We start from the raw sequence: 19,246 nt of genomic DNA on the forward strand, positions 1-19,246 counted from the left end.
AAAATCAGGCTATGAAGAAAATTGACGTATGTGTAATCTACTACGGAAAACCCTACCAGACCATTATTTCGATACTTTCCCTGCTAAAATTCAGCGGTCAGCACGTCAATAAACTTTATATTACCGTTGAGAAAACACAGCCTTACGACAAGTTCGGAGATGTGTATCACGTCATCAAAACGATCCGCCCGCTGATCGATATTGACCTGTATTTTCCCAAATATTTTTACCAGCTGGGTTACCTGGATTACGAACGCACGAAACGCGACAGCGATTACCGGTACCAGATCCCTTACCAATACGCGCTGGAAAAAGCGGAAAGCGATTACCTGTTCATCATGCACAACGACATGGTTTTTCACCGCGATATGATCGGCGAAATGCTGCCCGTTTTCCAGGATCCGAATGTAGCGGGTACCGGTTCGATCGGCCAATGCTGGTCGTGTCCGGGCTTTTCGGCAAAATTGTGTCATGGTTCCAAATTTGAACAATACGTTCCGACGCAGGAAGAGGCGATTTTACTTCATGAAACTTATAATACGCCGCGGAAGGAAAAGGATATAGAAGTACTGCGAACCGGCCGCGTGCATCCCATGCCGGAATGCAGGCTGAACGAATATGCCTGTATGATCAGATTGTCATTGTACCGGCAGCAAACGCTACCAAAAGGTGATAATGTATGTTTTGGAGGAAACTGGGGCTTTACGGCTGATTTAGGTACCGGCTGGTTCCACCAAATGGTGAACCAGGGTTTCCGCTTTCAGCATTTTGTACTCGAAGATTACGCTTCCCACTCCCAGTTTAATCCGATCGGGCAGGGAATTCATGCCTATTCGAAGCAGGATAATTATAATCTGAGTGAGGCGAATGCATGGCAGTATCTTAAAGAACATTACGGGACCGACGCTTCTCTCGAAGGAAAGTATTCGCTTTTGGCCAAAATCAGAAATATAACCGGCAAAGTTGAAAAGAAGAAAATGCTTTTCGAACACAAAGCAAAGAAGGCAATTGGAATGGTTTTGAGACCGATATTGAAAAAAGCTAGCAGCTAATGGCTACTAGCTGTTAGCTGCTAGCTGTTAGGAATGCACCTTTTCAATTACAAAATTGTGATTCGTATAAATACAAAGATCAGCCGCGACTGTCAGGCTTTCCCGTACCATTTCTTCTGCTGATAAATGTGGCGCGTGTTTTTTCAATGCCTGCGCTGCAGACAATGCGAAGTTCCCGCCTGATCCGATTGCAGCAATACCATTTTCGGGTTCCAATACGTCTCCGGTACCTGAAATAACCAGTATTTCATCTTTACTGGCTGTGATCATCATTGCTTCCAGTTTTCGAAGATAACGATCTGTGCGCCAATCTTTTGCCAATTCAATAGCGGCGCGTTTCATATTGCCTCCGTAAGCATTTAATTTTTCTTCAAATCTTTCGATCAATGTAAATGCGTCGGCTGTTGAGCCGGCAAAACCGGCGAGGATCTTACCGCCCATTAATACCCTGATTTTCTTTACGTTCCCTTTGGCAACCGTATTGCCCATCGTCGCCTGGCCGTCGGCGCCCAGTGACACAGTCCCATTATGAAGTACCCCAAGTACAGTCGTTGCGTGTATTTTTTCCATGAATAAGATGCTCAAATGATTAAATAGCGATTTAAAACAAAAGTGCCAGACGGGATAGCCTGACACTTTGTTCATTTAATATGATCAGATCACCGATTTTGTCACTAAACCAGCATGCTCATAGGCTCTTCTAATAACTTTTTAACAGTCAGCAGGAACTGAGCAGCAGTAGCGCCATCCACCACACGGTGATCAGCGGAAAGTGTTACTTTCATGATATTGGTCGGATACACCGTTCCGTCTTCTTTGAATGCGGCAACCTTTTTGATACCACCCACGGCAAGGATACAAGAATCCGGTGGATTAATGATTGCCGTAAATTCATCCACCCCGAACATACCCAGGTTAGAAACGGAGAATGTGTTTCCTTCCCACTCTTTTGGCTGCAATTTTTTGTCTTTCGCTTTTCCGGCCAGTTCTTTCACTTCGCCTGAAATCGCAGAGAGCGTCTTTTTGTCAGCGTCGCGCACAACTGGTACCAGTAAACCTTCGTCTACGGCCACAGCTACACCTATATTTACATAATTGTATTTTCTGATCTTGTCTCCCAGCCAGGCCGAGTTAACCGCAGGATGTTGTTTCAATGCAACCGCGCAGGCTTTGATCACCATGTCGTTGAAAGAAATCTTCGCCGGGCTCACTTCATTCAGCTGCGGACGAAGCGCCATTGCTTTATCCATCACGATCTCCATGGTGACGTAGAAATGCGGCGCAGTGAACAAGCTTTCGCTTAGCCTGCGGGCAATTGTTTTACGCATTTGTGAGATCGGCGTGTCGGTGAAATCACCTTGCGCTGGCGCAGCAGGCGCACTTGCTGCCTGTTCTGCCGGTTTTGGAGCTGCTGCGGCTGGTTCTGCTGCTTTTTCAGGTGCAGCAGCTTTTGCGGCTGGTTTGAATTCATCCACGTCGCGTTTCACGATGCGGCCATTTTCTCCGCTGCCTTCCACCTGGCCCAGGTTAATGCCTTTTTCGTCAGCCAGCCGTTTTGCAAGTGGAGAAGCTTTGATACGTTCGCTGGAATCAGCTACTGATACCGATTTTCCGGAACCATTGTCAGTTGCCGGCGCTTCCTTGCTTTCTGCCGCAGGAGCTGCTGCTTCCGGAGCTGCTTCGCCGTTTTCACGGGCGATCAATGCTTCCACATTCGCACCTTCTTCACCGATTACAGCGATGATTGCATCAACAGGCACAGATTCGCCTTCTTTGATACCAACGTGCAGCAAGGTTCCGTCTTCATATGCTTCCAGCTCCATCGTCGCCTTATCAGTCTCGACTTCCGCCAATATATCGCCGGATTTCACTTTGTCACCCACTTTTTTCTGCCAGGAAACCAAGGTTCCCTCCTCCATCGTATCGCTCATTTTCGGCATACGAACCACAACCGCATTGATTTTTTCGGTAGAGGCATTGGATGCGGCAGGAGCGGCAGGTTTGCTGGCTGGTTGCTCGGGAGTGGCAGTTTCTACTGCAGGAGCTGCGGCTTCCGCCTTAGCCTCTTCTTTCGGGGCAGCCTCAGCGCTTCCGTTGGATGCAGCGCCATTGCCGCTACCTCCTTCAAGCAGTGATTTGTAATCTTCACCTTCCTTACCCACAACCGCCATGACACCATCCACAGGCACTGAATCACCTTTATTTACGCCTATATACAGCAGCGTACCATCATAGTAAGATTCCATTTCCATCGTGGCTTTGTCGGTTTCGACTTCGGCCAGGATATCCCCGGATTTTATTTTATCACCTACTTTTTTGTGCCATTCTGCGATAACACCCTCTTCCATGGTGTCGCTCATTTTGGGCATACGAATTACTTCTGCCATATCGCTTGTTAAGGTATTTTAGTTTCTTGGTCTAAAAATTAGATTTTAGTCAAAATTACAATAAAACGTGAATACGCGCGGCGTTTATAGGATAAAATTGACCAATTAGGTGGATTTCCTAGTCAGCAAGGTGTGACGATAGCCAGCGCTTTGAGGCCACGACGTCGGATACCGGCTTCATTCGAAGGGTATTGAAAAAGCGCCCGGCTACATGCATTCTTTTACGAAAAGTATAAGAAGTTTCGCCCAGATCATTCTCCCTCCGGGTGACAGGAATGGCGGTGCAGGTCAGCTTTTCTTTGGCTATCAAACCAATCAGATAAGGTGAAAACGGCAGATAAGGAACGAGGCGCAGCGCAGCATTTTTTTTGATTACTAAAAATAACCCCGCCTGCATTGGGATGCGCCCCGAAGAAGCAATATGAACTATTGATTTGAATAGGGCGGAAGTGACTAATTTCGTTCCCGACTCATACCTGCCGCTCCTTTGTGCAAAAACGATGTCGTTGCTCTCCAATGCGTGGATCAGCTTGGGCAATACTTCGGGCTCGTCCTGTAAATCGGCGTCCATCGTCGCTATCAGATTTCCGTTGCAATGCAGCATCCCAGCCAGGAGTGCGCTGCTTTGTCCCAGGTTATGACGAAGATTAACAATTTGAAATGGAGTAGTTTCCGGAAGTGACCGGAGCATCTCAACCGAATTGTCGGGGGAAGCATCATTTACATAAATGACCTCACCGGTAAGTCCCGCACTTCGAAAAACTGCTCCCAGCCGCCGGTGCAGTGCTACTAACGTGTTTGCACTTTTGTAAACTGGAATAACTACACTCAGATCAACCATCAGTAACCCTTTTCGTAATCGACAACGTGGAGCATCGGCGCTCCGGTCAGGTATCGCCTGAGATTCTCCTCAAAAATTGACTGCCATTTGAAAGCCGGACCTTCCAGGCTGCGCCCCACATGCGGACTGACGAGTATCCGCGGCTCGTCCCAAATTTCGTGCGCTGCCGGCAGAGGTTCGTTTTCAAAAACATCCAGTGCCGCGCCTGCCAGTTTATTCAATTGAATTTGCCTCAATACCGCATTGTCATCCAAAGTACCGCCGCGACCGATATTTACTACAAATGCATTGACAGGCAGCTGTTCCAGTTCACTTTTTCCTACGAAATGATAGGTGCTTTCCGTTTTGGGCAGACAAACGATCAGCGCGTCGGTTTGAGGCAGCTGATTTTTCCAGTTTTTTGAACCGAAAATCGTGAAACCGTTTTCCTCTGAATCCTCTTCCCGGCTTCTTACTCCTGCTACATTTGCCCCGAATGCATGCAATAACCGCGCAATTTCCTTTCCCAAACTTCCCCAGCCGATGATCAGGCAATTGCTATTATTTAACGTAGATAGCCGGTGGCGCTGCCAGGAATGTGCTTTTTGTTCGTCGCGCAGTAAATGTAGTGATCGGAAAAGGCTGAGCAGTAATGCGATGGTATGTTCGGCTAATTCGGTATCATAAACGCCCTTGGCACAGGTAAGGATAATGTTTTTTTGTTGCAGGATCTCCTTTTTTGCCAGGATAATATCGACCCCCACAGAATTGGACTGCATCCAGCGAAGCTTTTCAGCAAAAGGCAGGCTTTGAATGAAAAAACGATTGCCTAGTACAATCTCGGCATTCCGGATCAGCAATTTTGCTTCCTCTTCGGTTGTCGCCCACCTGATTTCCCGGTCGCCGGCAATTTCCTTTAATATGGTTAAATGCTCGGGAACCGGCTCGTACATCAGCAGGATCATATGTAGTGCGGATTGGCTGTCCAGCTTCCTACCTGCTCCCGGAAATACCTGAAATCCTCTTCTATTTGTTCCGCGGTTCTGAGCAATGCATTATAGTAAGCGGTTTTAATGTGGTGGACCATGTAATCCATGTCCATTGAGAGATGATCTTTTAAAAAAGTACGCCGCAAAAAGCTGAAATCGATTCCCAGACGTGCATATTCATTGATCAGGTACTTACTGGCGATTGGCCTGCCATTTGGGGGATAGGTCACGCCTCCCGCCCCCAGCGAAATGTCGAAATGCCGTCGGACGCTTTCTATGGTACCGTCCATTAGCGGGACAAAAATGTTCCGGCTGTTTTGCTGAATATGCAAATCGTTCAATCCGACATAAGCGCGGTTAAGATCCAGTTTGCTCAGCTCTGAAAGACATTCCAGTGACTGGACCGTCTCCACCAGTATATTCAGTTCAGCCCTTCCGCTGATCAGGTTGTAAGTTTGAACTACCTGCTCCACATCGCAGACCATTGGCAGGAAAATCTCGTCGGCTCCGGCCTGAATTGCCAGTTCCACCTCCATCGGCGTATGTTCTTTCGAAAAGCCGTTGATCCGGCATATGAGCTGACCGGACGGTACCGCATCCCGAATCCGGCAGAGGTCGTCGTAGGTATCGTAATTGATCTGGGTGTCAAAATTCTCCTGCCGGAGCTTTTTGCCCTGATTTTCCCAGTCTATGATAATAGCATCTATCCCCGCATTGATCGCTTTTCGCGCGGTGACAGGATCGGTTGAGAATAGAAAAAGCTGAAATTCCCTGATCGGCAATGTTAGATTCACAAGCTTATCGTTTTCTTCGCGATTACCAGGCAACTTGTTCCAAAAGGTATGATATGTTTATTCCTGATCGCACCGATTTCCCAGTGCAGCAGGCTCCGTAAAAAGCGCGACGTCGACGGACTGCCCGCCATATGTTCTGATTTCTTCTTTTGAGGGGTATTTACTTTTCGCTTTCCCAGTCTGTTTGGCAAAACGCGCATCAGCCACATCGGCAGCCAGACCAGTGAGAAAAAGTAGCTTTTATATTGTATTTTAAATCCTGCAAGAGCCAGTTTCCGTTCCAGTTGTTTCAGGTCATATCTCCTGAAATGTCCCAGCTGCTCATCGTTGTCAGACCATAAGCTCTGAAATGCAGGAACGGTCAGCATGATCAGGCCGTTTTCTTCGAGCAGGGAGTTTATTTGTTTTAAAAAAGCATGATCATCTTCAATATGCTCCATGACATCGAAAAAGCCCGCTGCCGGGACTGTACCTGGTGCCTCCGGCAAATAAGCTTCCAATGTGCTGTGAATCGTTTTTTTGATCCCTCTTTTGATCGCATTGTCGATACCTGCACGATAAGGTTCGAGCAATGTAACTTCGTACCCCGCATTTTGCATGGCCTGCGCAGTAATGCCGTTTCCTCCGCCGATATCGTAAAATTGAGCCGGGAAGTCATTGGCCTTCATTGCCTGTACCAGGCATTCGTTTCGGTGCTGGTACCAGAAAGACATATCTTCCATCTCGTAGCAAACCGAATTGCCATCGTCCGGGTAGGATACGATCCAGTTTTCTCTGTTGCTTTCCATTTACAGCTTGCGTCCAGTGATAATTTGGAAGGGAAGAAACGTATTGAGTCCGGGGATCTTTTCCAGTACCGGCTCACTTTTTTGTCCAAGCATTGTATTGGATAGAAATGGGGGGTAAAATCCGAAACGTTTGATTTTCAGATCTGTCCAGCCCGCGTAGGTCATTGCATTGAACAATTTGCTTTTGGTCATGTCCGCGACACCTTTATCGCCTTCCCAAGACATGCCGGGCGTAAATGCGATTTGCGCGTAATACAGCGGATTGTACGCATTGGGTTCGAGAAAAACGATTTTCGCACCCGGCTTAGCGATCCGGTACATCGCCTGAAAACAAGCCGCCAGATTGTGAAAATGATGTAATGCCATGAAACCCATCACCACATCAAACTGCTCGGTCAGCTCTTCCGGGGCATCGAGAATATCGGCTGCGTGCAGCTTGACCGGGAATTTGTTGTCGTTGTGGATCAGCAGCTGCTGCAACAGGAAAGGGGAGAGGTCAAGGCCTTCGACCTTGTAACCCTGGGCAAGGAAGTTGAGCGTGTATTTGCCCATACCGCAAGCCACATCGATAATCCTGTCTGTTTTTTTGATTCCTCCAAAGTCGATCACTTCCCTCACGTGGCGCCTCACATAAGGCGAATAAACAGGGATCATGGTCTTTTTGATCTTGTGACCAAAGTAATCGAGCTGCTGGTTGTTATGGAACTTGATGTTAGATACAACTATACTCATATCCAGTCCGTTGAGATTCACGATGCCTGAATATAGAATAAAAAGATAGTTGGAACAACTTTGCCTACGTCAAATTACTTTTTGCACCTCAAAATAATTAGTGAAAGGTAAATAACATTTATTCAACGAACCTTGTACAATATTACCTTCCAGATTTTCGACTCAAAAGTCGCTACTTCCTGTAAACCCGATTTTTCAGGGTCTGAAATGGTTTCCGCCGACAAAATGTAGGAGCAGGATAATGCTTTAAGGGCCACCGGCGAGAGGGTTATGTCCCTGGTTCCGGGCGTTTTATACTTTGTCATCTGGGTGTCAAAAAAGCCGGTTCCCTGGTCGTAAACAATGATACACTGACTGCCCCAATAGTCAAAAAAACCCTTGTTAACCTCGTTCTTTTCCAGCTCGGTAGCGATGATTTTACGAAAAGCATGCTTGTAAGTCAGCGGATAGTTGCTCGAATACCCATCGATCGTCCGGAAACCGTTGTATTGCGGAATGGCCGGCGGGATACCGATGGAGGCTACACGATAGCTGTCCGAAGGTTGAGGAATGTATGATTTGATCCGGGCAAACATCTCCTCCGCATAATAATCCTCGTACCTGAAAATGTAGTGGTAGGGTTGTATTCTAACTATTTTACTAAAAAACGTGGCGTAATATCCTGGCTGATAGGCAAAACAAACGATTAATTGTAATGCACAAACCCAGGTAACCAGTCGCTTTCTGAAAGGGACCGGGACCAATAAAATTGCCTGGGCCGTAGCGACGTGCCAAAGTAGCTGCAGGAAAATATGAAAGCGCTCCAGACTATACATCCGCAGCAGGTCCGATTGGTTCCGGAGATTCACGACCGGCTCCCACTGCAACGCTCCGATATAAACGCAGATCAGGGAGATCACCGTCAGCGTCAGAAACAGGGGGATAGGCAGTTTTTTATTTTTGACTAAAAAGAAACAAAACGTGAGCAGCGTGAAGGGGAGCAGGACAAAGCTGTGCAGGGAAAGCGCAACGTCTATATTTCCTAATAAAAAATACCTGGCCGCTACGATCATGCAAGTCGTGACCGGCGTAGAAAACCGGCGCATTTCCATGCGGTGCGACTCAAAACCCGAGCCGCCGAGGATGTTCTCTATCAGATCAATTTTGGTTGCGGAGAAAACCACGAGCAGCACTATCAATGCAGTGACCAGCCGGGAAACAGGGCGTTTTTTATATTTGTCATACAAGATCAGCAAGCCAAGACCGAACAGAATAAACACCCCGGCCGACTGAAAATTGGAAGTAAAAGGGAAGAAAGCGACGATCAGCCAGTTCCACGAGTTGCGCTCCTGCTTTCTGATATTCAGGATCGCGTATAGCAGCAGCGGCTGGCCGGCGATACTGAAAACCCACGTTTGCAAAAAAGGCGTGAATGCAAAGGACAATGCTAAAAAGCCAGCAGAAATGCGGTCCATACCCAAATGCTTGCGCGAAAGCAACCACATGCCGGTCAATGCAACGAAGCTGATCAGCCATGTTAAAATCTGATAAGCATTGAAAGTGGGCAGAATCAGGTTCAGCCAGTAATAAATATTGTAAGTGCTGACGAGCGTGAACTTGGGCACGCCGCCCATGAAAGGCGTTATGATAGAAAATGGAGGAGCCCAGGCATAACCGCCCTGCGTAACGATCCGGTACCAGGTAACGTACGAATCGAGGGAGTCGAAGGCATTGTAATAGGCTTTTTTACCAAACAGAATGGTAGGTAAATGATAAAGGCAAAAGATCAGCAGTACCCATAAAAACTGGAATTGCCGACCTTTTGCCTTCATTTTCTTGCATTAATTTATTTTCAAAACCGCCATGAATGCTTCCTGCGGAATCTCCACATTTCCAACCTGACGCATTCTCTTTTTACCCTTTTTCTGTTTTTCCAGCAGTTTACGTTTACGGGAAATATCACCACCGTAACATTTCGCCAAAACGTCTTTCCGCATTGCTTTCACGGTTTCGCGGGCAATAATCTTTTGACCGATCGCGGCCTGGATCGCAATTTCGAACATTTGCCGAGGGATTAGCTCCCGCAGTTTTTCGCAGAGCTTTTTACCCCATTCGTAAGATTTCGACCGGTGTACAATCGCTGAAAGTGCATCCACCGGCTCGCCATTTAACATGACGTCCAGCTTCACCATATCCGACTCCTGGTAACCCGCCAGTTCGTAATCAAGCGAGGCATAACCGCGTGAAATGGTTTTCAATTTATCAAAAAAGTCGAAAACAACTTCCGCCAGCGGGATCAGGAATTGCAGCTCCACGCGCTCGGAAGTCAGATAAACCTGGTTTTTCAGGATACCCCTTTTGTCCATACAAAGGTTGAGGATCGGCCCAATGTAGTCTGCCTTCGTAATGATCTGCGCGTTAATATAAGGTTCTTCAATGGTCTTGATAAAATTAGGCTCAGGCATTTCGGAAGGTGCGCTGATGTTGAGCAGCTTGTCTTTGGTTGTCAAAACGCGGAACTGCACGGAAGGGACGGTAGTGATTACCGTCATATCAAACTCCCTTTCAAGCCTTTCCTGCACGATTTCCATGTGCAGCATACCCAGGAAGCCGCAACGGAAGCCGAAGCCGAGGGCGGCCGAAGTTTCAGGTTCCCAAACCAGCGCCGCATCGTTCAGCTGCAACTTTTCCATTGCCTCGCGCAGCTCTTCGAATTCGCTGGTATCTACCGGGTAAATACCTGCAAAAACCATCGGTTTTACTTCTGAGAAACCGACTATCGCTTCTTTCGCCGGGCGGTCGATGTGCGTGAAAGTATCGCCTACTTTTACTTCTTTGGCTACTTTGATGCCCGAAATCAGGTAACCCACGTCGCCGCATTCCACTACTTGCTTGGGGATTTGCGCGAGTCCGAGCGTGCCGATTTCATCAGCAATATATTCTTTGCCAGTCGCCATAAACTTGACGCGGTCGCCTTTTCTGATCGTACCGTTTTTAACCCGGAAAATAACTTCAATACCGCGGTAAGAGTTGAATACGGAGTCAAAAATCAAGGCTTGCAGTGGTGCCTTCGGATCGCCGACGGGAGCTGGAATACGTTCAATAATTGCATTTAAAATCTCCTCAATCCCGATTCCTTCCTTGCCGCTGGCGGGGATAATGTCTTCGCGGTTACAATCGAGCAAATCCACCATTTCGTCCTTAATTTCCTCTGGCATCGCGCCGGGCAGGTCGATTTTATTCAGTACCGGAATAATTACCAGATCGTGGTTAATCGCCAGGTAAAGGTTCGAAATCGTCTGGGCTTCTGTGCCTTGTGAGGCGTCGACCAGGAGCAATGCGCCTTCGCAGGCGGCGATCGAGCGGGAAACTTCGTAAGAAAAATCGACGTGGCCGGGCGTATCGATCAGGTTAAGAATGTATTCTTCTCCTTTATAAAGATAGTTCATCTGGATCGCGTGGCTCTTGATCGTGATGCCTCGCTCACGTTCCAGGTCCATATTGTCCAGTAGCTGCGCCTGCATTTCGCGCTTCGTTACGGTTTTGGTAAATTCCAAAAGGCGGTCGGCCAGTGTACTTTTGCCGTGGTCAATATGGGCAATAATGCAAAAATTACGGATTTTCTTCATGAAAATAGCTACTATTCCAATGCTTTGAAGTTCAATTTGGGCGCAAAGCAATCACAAAATTACAAGGGTAATTAATATTTCAACCCCTTTTCTCAGCGAACTTGAAAGTAATGCGGCAGTTATGGGAAATTCGACAGCATTGGGGGAATCGTGATGGTCGGTCAGAGAAGAGGTTCATTAAATATTAATCATTTGATTAAAAAATTTGGTTAAATCAGATTCCGGGTTTAGTTTTGTTGTATTCAAAGTAAAAATGGCATGGCGAAGGCGGAACTGGATCTCACGACCGAGCAGAAAATCAAAGAAGCGGCAGTAAAGGTGTTTACCCAAAAAGGTTATGGAAACGCACGTACCAGGGATATTGCGGAAGAGTCGGGGATTAATCTGGCGCTACTGAACTATTATTTCAGGAGCAAGGAAAAGTTGTTTCAGATCGTCATGGCGGAGCGTATAGATAAGCTTTTCAGCGTATTGGCGCCTGTTTTGAACGATTCTTCTACCACTTTGGAACAGAAGTTGGAAAAGGTTACGGACAACTATATATCCATGCTCATCGAGCATCCCGACCTGCCGATATTTGTATTGAGCGAGATCAGGAACAATCCCGAGCAGCTTGCGAACCGTTTTCAGGCCAAGAAATTGCTGACTGAGTCGGTTTTTATCAAACAGATTGCAGAACGGCGAAGTGATATCAGCCCATTCCACTTTTTGATGAACCTGCTGGGAATGACCCTTTTCCCATTTCTGGCAAAACCTATTTTGCAGCCAATCGCGGGTAGCGAAGGAAACTACATTGCACTGTTGGAGCAGCGGAAGAAACTGATCCCGAAATGGATCAGACTGATGCTCGACGAAACCTGATTTTTTTTGCCCTTTCATTAATCAAATGATTAAATAAAATGAGTAAACAAAATGATTAAACTAATCAAAATCTTAGCATGTCAGCTGATTTTCTGGTGGTTATTACCTCCCGCCAGGGCGCAGGATCAGATTCTGACGATAGAGGAAGCTTACAAGCTGGCGCGGCAAAATTACCCGATGATCAAACAGCGCGACCTGATCGCGGCAAGCAGGGAATTTTCAGTCGAGAATGCCAAAAAGGGATATCTGCCGCAATTTAGCATTCAGGGACAGGCAACCTATCAGTCCGAGGTGACGGAGTTCAGGTTGCCGGTGTCGATCCCTGGCGTTGAATTTCCGAAGATCAGCAAGGATCAATATAAGCTCTATGGTGAGGCGAACCAGGTAGTTTACGATGGAGGTAACGTGAAAACGCACGTAAAAGCGCAGGAAGCCAGTGCTTTGGTCGAAGAGCAAAAACTGGAAGTGGAGCTGTATAAGCTGAACGAGCGGGTTAACCAGCTGTTTTTTGGGGTATTGATCGCGGATGCGCAATTGGAGCAAAGCGATATGCTGAAAAGGGATATTCAGCTGGGTATCAATAAGGTGGAAGCTCAGATCACGAATGGTACTGCATTGAAAAGCAATGCCAATATCCTGAAAGCGGAATTGTTAAAAGCGCAGCAACGCGATATCGAGCTGAAAACGAGCCGAAAAGCGTATCTGGATATGCTCAGTATGCTGCTCAACCAGCAGCTGGGCGAGGCGGTAACTTTGGTAAAACCTGGATTTTTAAAACCTGAAACTGGTATAGATCGCCCAGAGCTGACCTTATACACGGTTCAAAACCAGAGCCTTGCAGTTCAGGAGCAATTGATATCGGTTAAGAACAGGCCGAGGCTTAATCTGTTTTTTCAGGGAGGTTTTGGAAGGCCGGCGCTGAATATCCTGAACAACAGTTTTGATCCCTATTACATTACCGGAGCGCGGCTGAGCTGGTCGCTGTCAGGACTTTACACGGCGAAAAATGAGCGGAAACTGATCGGTAATAACAGGCAGGCTATTCAGTTACAACGCGAGACATTTTTGTTTAATACCAGTCTAAGTGCCCGCCAGCAAAATGCCGAACTGGAAAGATTTGAGCAACTACTGGCAACCGACGACGAGATTATCGCACTGCGCGAGCGTATCAAAGCTGCTTCGGCCGCGCAGCTGGAAAATGGGATTATCAATAGCAGCGACTATCTGCGCGAAGTGAATGCAGAAGATCAGTCGCGGCAGGCAAAGATCCTGCATGAAATCCAGCTGCTGGTGTCAGCGTACAACCTTCAAACCACATTAGGAAAACCGATCGAATAGCATGAAAACCATAGTATATCTCTCATTAATAGTGACTTTGCTCGCTTCGTGCGGCCCGGAGAAGAATGTCTACGATGCATCGGGGACTTTTGAAGCAGTGGAAACGATCGTGTCGGCAGAGGCGACCGGCCGCATTTTGAAGCTTGACCTGAAAGAAGGGCAGCAGCTGAAAGCGGGCCAGGTAGTAGGGTATGTGGACAGTTTGCAACTGCATTTGAAAAAAAAGCAGCTTGAAGCGCAAATCAGGGCGACTGGTAGCCGGGTTCCGGATATTGCGGCGCAAACCAACGTATATAAACAACAGATAGCGGTTTCGGAAGTCCGGCTGGACAATTTACTCCATGAAAAACAACGGGTACAGAACCTGCTGAAAGCCGACGCCGCGACGCCCAAACAGCTTGACGATATCACCGCGCAGGTGGAGGAGCTGCAAAAGCAACTGGAAGTGATCCGCAGGCAGGACGCGGCGCAGGCTTCGGTACTAAAAACGCAGACTTCCGGGCTCCGGGCGGATGCAAAGCCGCTTTACGTGCAGATTGAGCAGATCAACGACCAGCTGGCCAAGGCGAAGATCATCAATGAAACTACGGGGACTGTTTTGTCCAAATATGCGGAAGTAAACGAAATGGCGGTCGCAGGTAAGCCGCTGTATAAGGTTGCCGACCTGTCGACCTTGGTACTTCGCGCTTATGTTACCGGCGATCAGTTGACGGGAATTAAGCTCAATCAGCAGGTTAAAGTGTTGATTGACAGCGCCGAGGGGAAATACCGGCAGGTGCCGGGCATGATCGAGTGGATTAGTGATAAAGCGGAATTTACGCCCAAAACAATCCAGACAAAAGATGAGCGCGCCAACCTGGTTTACGCGGTGAAAATCAGGGTAAAAAATGACGGTTTGTTGAAAATCGGCATGTACGGGGAGGTAATTCTGTAAGATATGGACGCGATCAACCTGCAACATATTACCAAAACATACGGAAAGGAAAAGACGCTGGCTGTCGACGATGTTTCGTTTGCGGTTAAAAAAGGCGAGCTGTTTGGATTAATAGGACCTGACGGAGCAGGGAAAACGAGCATTTTCAGAGTATTGACTACGCTTTTGCTTCCGGACCAGGGAACTGCGACAGTGGACGGGTTTGATGTGGTACGTAATTTCAGGGAGATCAGGAATACGGTCGGTTATATGCCGGGCAAATTTTCACTTTACCAGGATCTGACGGTAGAAGAGAATTTAAACTTTTTCGCCACGGTTTTCGGGACTACTATTCATGAAAATTACCATTTGATCGAGGATATCTATGTTCAGATCGAGCCTTTTAAGAATAGGAGAGCAGGGAAATTGTCGGGTGGAATGAAGCAAAAGCTGGCATTATGCTGTGCGCTGATCCACAAACCGACGACCTTGTTTTTGGATGAGCCCACGACGGGCGTCGACCCGGTTTCGCGGAAGGAATTCTGGGAAATGCTGCGGCGGCTGAAAGCGCAGGATATTACGATCATCGTTTCCACGCCTTACATGGATGAAGCCGCACTTTGCGACCGTATTGCACTGATACAGAGCGGAAAGATCTTGTCGATCGATCAACCAATGAACATTACAGGCAGCTACCCCGACCCGCTCTGGGCCGTGAAATCTGAACAAATGTACCCGCTGCTGAAAGCACTGGAAACATATCCGGAGCGGATCAATAGCTACGCATTCGGCGAATACGCGCATATTTCAACCCAAACGGAAAGTGAAAATGGCCTGCGGGATTATCTCGGAGGGCTCGGTATGAAAAACATTGAGATCATGAAGATCGACGCAACCATTGAGGATTCATTTATCAGGTTATTGAATTAAAAACGGCGTGGCCGCAAGATATGGCACAGGATGAGAAAGTGATCGTTTGTGACAAGCTGACAAAGCGTTTCGGCGATTTCGTGGCGACGAATGAAATTACATTTGAGGTAAATAAAGGGGAGATATTCGGCTTTCTGGGCGCGAACGGAGCGGGCAAAACAACCGCAATGCGCATGCTGTGCGGACTTTCGGCGCCTACTTCCGGATCAGCGACGATTGCAGGCTTTGATGTGTATACCCAAACCGAAAATATCAAGCGGAATATCGGTTATATGAGCCAGAAATTTTCGCTCTACGAAAACCTGACCGTACTTGAAAACATCGAATTCTTCGGCGGTATTTACGGGCTTTCTGACCGGGATATTGAAAGCAAATCGCAGGAAATGGTGGGCCGGCTAGGCTTAGAAACGGAGACTAAAAAGCTGGTGGCTGCATTGCCGCTTGGCTGGAAACAAAAGCTTTCGTTTTCGGTCGCTGTTTTGCACGAGCCCAAAATCGTTTTTCTCGACGAGCCGACCGGCGGGGTAGATCCGGTGACGCGGCGGCAGTTCTGGGACCTGATCTACGAGGCTGCCGATCGTGGCATTACCGTTTTTGTGACCACGCATTATATGGATGAAGCTGAATACTGTAATCGCATTTCGATTATGGTCGACGGAAAAATAGAGGTGCTCGATACGCCCGCTAACCTGAGAAGCCGCTTTGGCGCGAGCTCCATGGACGAGGTATTTTATCAACTGGCGCGGGGCGCAAAAAGGGGAGAATAAGCTATGAAACAATTCATTGCATTCGTCAGAAAGGAATTTTATCACGTCCTGCGAGACCGCCGGACCCTGCTCATTTTGTTTGGAATGCCGATTGCCCAGATATTGATTTTCGGGTTTGCACTGACCAACGAGGTGAAGGATTCGGAGATATTGCTGGTGGATTATGCAAAAGACAATGCGTCGCAGCAGCTGATTTCGAAGATTGGCGCAAGCCGCTATTTTAAATTCAGCCAGGCCGCACTGACGCACGATGAAATCCTGTCCACATTTCAAAAAGGGAAAATAAAGGCGGTGGTGGTTTTTCCGGTCCATTTTAATCAGGAGCTTTTACACAACAATAAAGCGCAGATTCAGATCATTGCGGACGCGACCGACATTAACACAGCCAATATGATCACCAGCTACCTTTCTGCGATCGTCCTCGATTACCAAACCCGCCTGAACGAAAATCTGGAAATACCTTACCAGATCATTCCGGAGACGCGCATGCTTTACAATCCGCAGCTCAAAGGCGCGCATGGATTTGTACCTGGTGTGATGGCGCTGGTGTTAATGCTCGTTTCGGTGATGATGACCGCGATTTCAATTGTCAGGGAAAAGGAAACGGGCACGATGGAGATATTGCTGGTTTCTCCTTTCAAGCCGGTGCTCGTGATTTTTGCGAAAGCATTTCCCTATCTTTTGCTGTCGCTGGTAAATGTGAGTGCGATCCTTTTCCTGAGCGTTTTCGCGCTCGAACTTCCGGTGAAAGGCAGTATTGTGTTGCTGTTTGCGGAAAGCACATTGTTCATCATCACCTGTCTGGCGCTCGGGATATTTATTTCCATCAAAACCGACTCGCAGCAGATCGCCATGCTGATCTCGCTGATGGGCATGCTGCTGCCGACGATGATGTTCAGCGGTTTTTTGTTCCCGATTGAAAATATGCCGCTGCCATTGCAGTTTATCTCCAATATCGTCCCTTCCAAATGGTTTTACATCATAGTCAAATCGATCATGATCAAAGGGTTAGGTTTGTCTGCATTGTGGAAAGAAACGCTGATACTGCTTGGGATGACCCTGTTTTTATTGACGATCAGTTTAAAAAGTTTTAAAATCCGCCTGCAATGAGGACACTCAGATTTTTACTCAGGAAAGAATTCCGGCAGATTTTCAGAGATAAGGCGATTGTGATGATGATCTTTTTTATGCCCGTTATTCAACTGATCATCATGCCGCTGGCTGCCGATTATGAGGTCAGGAATGTCAATCTGGCGGTGGTTGATAACGATAGGTCACCTTATTCTCAAAAGTTGATTTCGAAAGTGATTGCCTCTGGCTATTTCAGATTGCAGGGTTACAATCGCTCATTTAACGAAGCTTTCAGGCTGATCGAATCCGACGAGGCAGATCTGATCCTTGAAATCCCGCACGGTTTTGAAAAAAACCTGATCCGCGAGGATAAGCAAAAGCTTTTTGTGGCCGTCAATGCGATCAATGGTACAAAAGCCAATCTGGGTGGCTCTTACCTGAACACGATTATCGGGAATTTCAATGCGGATATCCGGATGCAACTCGTTCAGCAACCCCGATATAGTCAGGTTCCGGTGATTGATATCGTCGTTTCCAACTGGTTTAATCCGGTATTGAATTACAAACTTTTCATCGTGCCGGGCATTATGGCGATATTGGTGACAATGGTCGGCGGGTTTTTGTCGGCCCTGAATATTGTGAAGGAAAAAGAGATAGGTACCATCGAGCAGATCAATGTTACACCTATCAAAAAACATATATTCATTCTAGGCAAGCTGATTCCCTTCTGGGTTCTGGCCAATATCGTTTTCACGATCGGGCTGCTGCTCGCCCGGTTTGTGTATGGCATTGCGCCGGTAGGTAATCTGCTGGTGTTATATCTGTTTATCGCCGTTTACCTGCTCACTGTGCTTGGCTTCGGTTTGCTGGTCTCCACATTTTGCGACACGCAGCAGCAGGCGATGTTCATCATGTTCTTTTTCATGATGCTGTTTATATTGCTCGGCGGACTGTTTACTTCGATCGACAGTATGCCCGATTGGGCGAAAGTAATCACCCGCTTTAATCCGGTGAGATATATGATCGAGGTGATGCGGATGGTGATATTAAAAGGCAGTACGCTGGTTGACGTACTGCCTCATCTGGGTGCTGTCACATTAATGTCAGTGGTTCTGAATGGCTGGGCGATATTGAATTACAAGAAAACGAACTGAATCTAGTCCAGCGAAACCATTGCTTTGATAACCCCGTTTGCGGGATCCAGCCAGCCTTGAAAATTGCTTTCCACTTCATCAAAATTAACGCGATGCGTGATATAGGTTTTCGGGTCAACCAGCCTGCTTTTCATGCTTGAAATGACGTGCTCAAAGTCCTCCCGGGTTGCGTTGCGGCTGCTCATCAATGTGGCTTCCCGCTTGTGAAATTCGGGGTGACTGAATGAAATGTCTCCTTTCTGCAACCCTACCAGCACATATCTCCCGCCATGCGCGAGGTAAGCGAATGCATTATTGATCGCCCGCAGGCTGCCGGTTGCGTCAATGATCACGGTAGGCATTTCTCCGTCGGTCAGGTTGGCGAGTGTAGCCGCGACGTCCCCGGTTACTGCATTGATAGTATGCGCCACGCCAAGTTTTTCTTTGCAAAAAGCCAGTCTTGAATCGTTAATATCGAGCGCGATCACATTTCCGCCTGCTATTCTTGCAAACTCCATTGTTCCCAAACCAATAGGTCCCGCGCCTACTACCAGCACATTTTCACCTTTTTGCACCATTGCCCGCTTGACGCCATGCGCACCTATTGCCAGCGGCTCGACCAATGCCAGCTCGTCAAAGCTCAGCCCGTCGCCGTGAACCAGTGAATAGGAGGGGACGGAGAGGTATTCCACCATTCCGCCGTCAATATGCACCCCGGATACTTTCAGACTGGTACAGCAGTTGGGCTTTCCGTTCCGGCAGGCCACGCATTTTTTGCAATTGAAGTAGGGGATAAAAGTGACGATTTCTCCCACCGAAAAATCCGGCCTGTCGGTTTCTACAATTTCTCCTGCCAGTTCGTGTCCCAAAATCCTCGGATAATTGAAGAAAGGCTGGGTGCCTTCAAATGCATGCAGATCGGTGCCGCAGATGCCAATTCTACGAATTCGGATCAAAGTATAGCCTTCCTGGATTTCAGGAGTGAGCATTTCCTGGTAGGCGAAATGCCCCGGTGTGGTGCAAACCAGCGTTTTCATTTTGGTAAATGTTAATTTTTCGTTGA

18 protein-coding genes are annotated in these 19,246 nt (G+C 47.6%); 8 read left to right on the forward strand and 10 right to left on the reverse strand.

What is annotated here, in order from left to right; translation table 11 throughout:
• Positions 1–11 precede the first annotated feature (11 nt).
• A complete protein-coding gene (locus tag FXO21_RS20235; RefSeq protein ID WP_149641791.1) occupies positions 12–1,052 on the forward strand; it encodes a hypothetical protein in 1,041 nt (346 codons plus the stop codon).
• Between the two features lie 27 nt (positions 1,053–1,079).
• Here the strand turns inward: FXO21_RS20235 and hslV are convergent, their stop codons facing one another.
• From hslV to lepA, 9 genes are all read right to left on the reverse strand, one after another.
• A complete protein-coding gene (gene hslV, locus FXO21_RS20240) occupies positions 1,080–1,622 on the reverse strand; it encodes an ATP-dependent protease subunit HslV (protein WP_149641792.1) in 543 nt (180 codons plus the stop codon).
• Positions 1,623–1,726: 104 nt separating this feature from the next.
• Positions 1,727–3,439 carry a pyruvate dehydrogenase complex dihydrolipoamide acetyltransferase gene (locus FXO21_RS20245; protein WP_149641793.1) on the reverse strand — a complete coding sequence of 571 codons (1,713 nt, stop codon included), beginning with the start codon at positions 3,437–3,439 and terminating at the stop codon, positions 1,727–1,729.
• 118 nt (positions 3,440–3,557) lie between these two features.
• Positions 3,558–4,280 (reverse strand): glycosyltransferase family 2 protein, encoded by a 723-nt coding sequence (locus tag FXO21_RS20250; protein ID WP_149641794.1) that lies wholly within the window; start codon positions 4,278–4,280, stop codon positions 3,558–3,560.
• Complete coding sequence (locus FXO21_RS20255; protein ID WP_149641795.1) at positions 4,280–5,224, reverse strand: D-2-hydroxyacid dehydrogenase; 945 nt, start codon at positions 5,222–5,224, stop codon at positions 4,280–4,282. Before FXO21_RS20255 ends, FXO21_RS20250 begins: the two co-directional genes overlap by 1 nt.
• A complete protein-coding gene (locus FXO21_RS20260; RefSeq protein WP_192579276.1) occupies positions 5,221–6,042 on the reverse strand; it encodes an aldolase/citrate lyase family protein in 822 nt (273 codons plus the stop codon). Before FXO21_RS20260 ends, FXO21_RS20255 begins: the two co-directional genes overlap by 4 nt.
• Entirely contained in the window at positions 6,039–6,830 is a 792-nt protein-coding gene (locus FXO21_RS20265; RefSeq protein WP_149641797.1) for a class I SAM-dependent methyltransferase, read from the reverse strand. Before FXO21_RS20265 ends, FXO21_RS20260 begins: the two co-directional genes overlap by 4 nt.
• Entirely contained in the window at positions 6,831–7,562 is a 732-nt protein-coding gene (locus FXO21_RS20270; RefSeq protein ID WP_149641798.1) for a class I SAM-dependent methyltransferase, read from the reverse strand.
• 122 nt (positions 7,563–7,684) lie between these two features.
• Positions 7,685–9,373 (reverse strand): DUF6044 family protein, encoded by a 1,689-nt coding sequence (locus tag FXO21_RS20275; protein WP_149641799.1) that lies wholly within the window; start codon positions 9,371–9,373, stop codon positions 7,685–7,687.
• Between the two features lie 9 nt (positions 9,374–9,382).
• Positions 9,383–11,170, reverse strand: coding sequence for a translation elongation factor 4 (lepA, locus tag FXO21_RS20280; protein WP_149641800.1), 1,788 nt, complete (start codon positions 11,168–11,170; stop codon positions 9,383–9,385).
• Positions 11,171–11,428: 258 nt separating this feature from the next.
• On the opposite strand from lepA, the gene FXO21_RS20285 reads away from it, so the two are divergent.
• From FXO21_RS20285 to FXO21_RS20315, 7 genes are read left to right on the forward strand one after another with little or no spacing between them, the layout of a single operon-like run.
• Positions 11,429–12,031 (forward strand): TetR/AcrR family transcriptional regulator, encoded by a 603-nt coding sequence (locus FXO21_RS20285; protein ID WP_149641801.1) that lies wholly within the window; start codon positions 11,429–11,431, stop codon positions 12,029–12,031.
• 51 nt (positions 12,032–12,082) lie between these two features.
• Entirely contained in the window at positions 12,083–13,369 is a 1,287-nt protein-coding gene (locus tag FXO21_RS20290) for a TolC family protein (RefSeq protein WP_149641802.1), read from the forward strand.
• 1 nt (position 13,370) lies between these two features.
• Positions 13,371–14,303: an HlyD family secretion protein gene (locus tag FXO21_RS20295; RefSeq protein WP_149641803.1), complete on the forward strand. Its 933-nt coding sequence runs from the start codon at positions 13,371–13,373 to the stop codon at positions 14,301–14,303.
• A gap of 3 nt (positions 14,304–14,306) precedes the next feature.
• Positions 14,307–15,212: an ABC transporter ATP-binding protein gene (locus FXO21_RS20300; protein ID WP_149641804.1), complete on the forward strand. Its 906-nt coding sequence runs from the start codon at positions 14,307–14,309 to the stop codon at positions 15,210–15,212.
• A gap of 20 nt (positions 15,213–15,232) precedes the next feature.
• The gene (locus tag FXO21_RS20305; protein WP_149641805.1) at positions 15,233–15,979 is read left to right on the forward strand and encodes an ABC transporter ATP-binding protein; all 747 of its coding nucleotides are present in this window, start codon (positions 15,233–15,235) and stop codon (positions 15,977–15,979) included.
• 3 nt (positions 15,980–15,982) lie between these two features.
• A complete protein-coding gene (locus FXO21_RS20310) occupies positions 15,983–17,089 on the forward strand; it encodes an ABC transporter permease (RefSeq protein ID WP_149641806.1) in 1,107 nt (368 codons plus the stop codon).
• Positions 17,086–18,204, forward strand: coding sequence for an ABC transporter permease (locus FXO21_RS20315; protein ID WP_149641807.1), 1,119 nt, complete (start codon positions 17,086–17,088; stop codon positions 18,202–18,204). The genes FXO21_RS20310 and FXO21_RS20315 overlap by 4 nt, the downstream gene beginning before the upstream one ends.
• A 2-nt stretch (positions 18,205–18,206) precedes the next feature.
• On the opposite strand, the gene FXO21_RS20320 is transcribed toward FXO21_RS20315, so the two are convergent.
• Positions 18,207–19,220 (reverse strand): zinc-binding alcohol dehydrogenase family protein, encoded by a 1,014-nt coding sequence (locus tag FXO21_RS20320; RefSeq protein ID WP_149641808.1) that lies wholly within the window; start codon positions 19,218–19,220, stop codon positions 18,207–18,209.
• Positions 19,221–19,246: the final 26 nt, after the last annotated feature.

Source organism: Dyadobacter sp. UC 10 (assembly GCF_008369915.1).
Lineage (GTDB): Bacteria > Bacteroidota > Bacteroidia > Cytophagales > Spirosomataceae > Dyadobacter.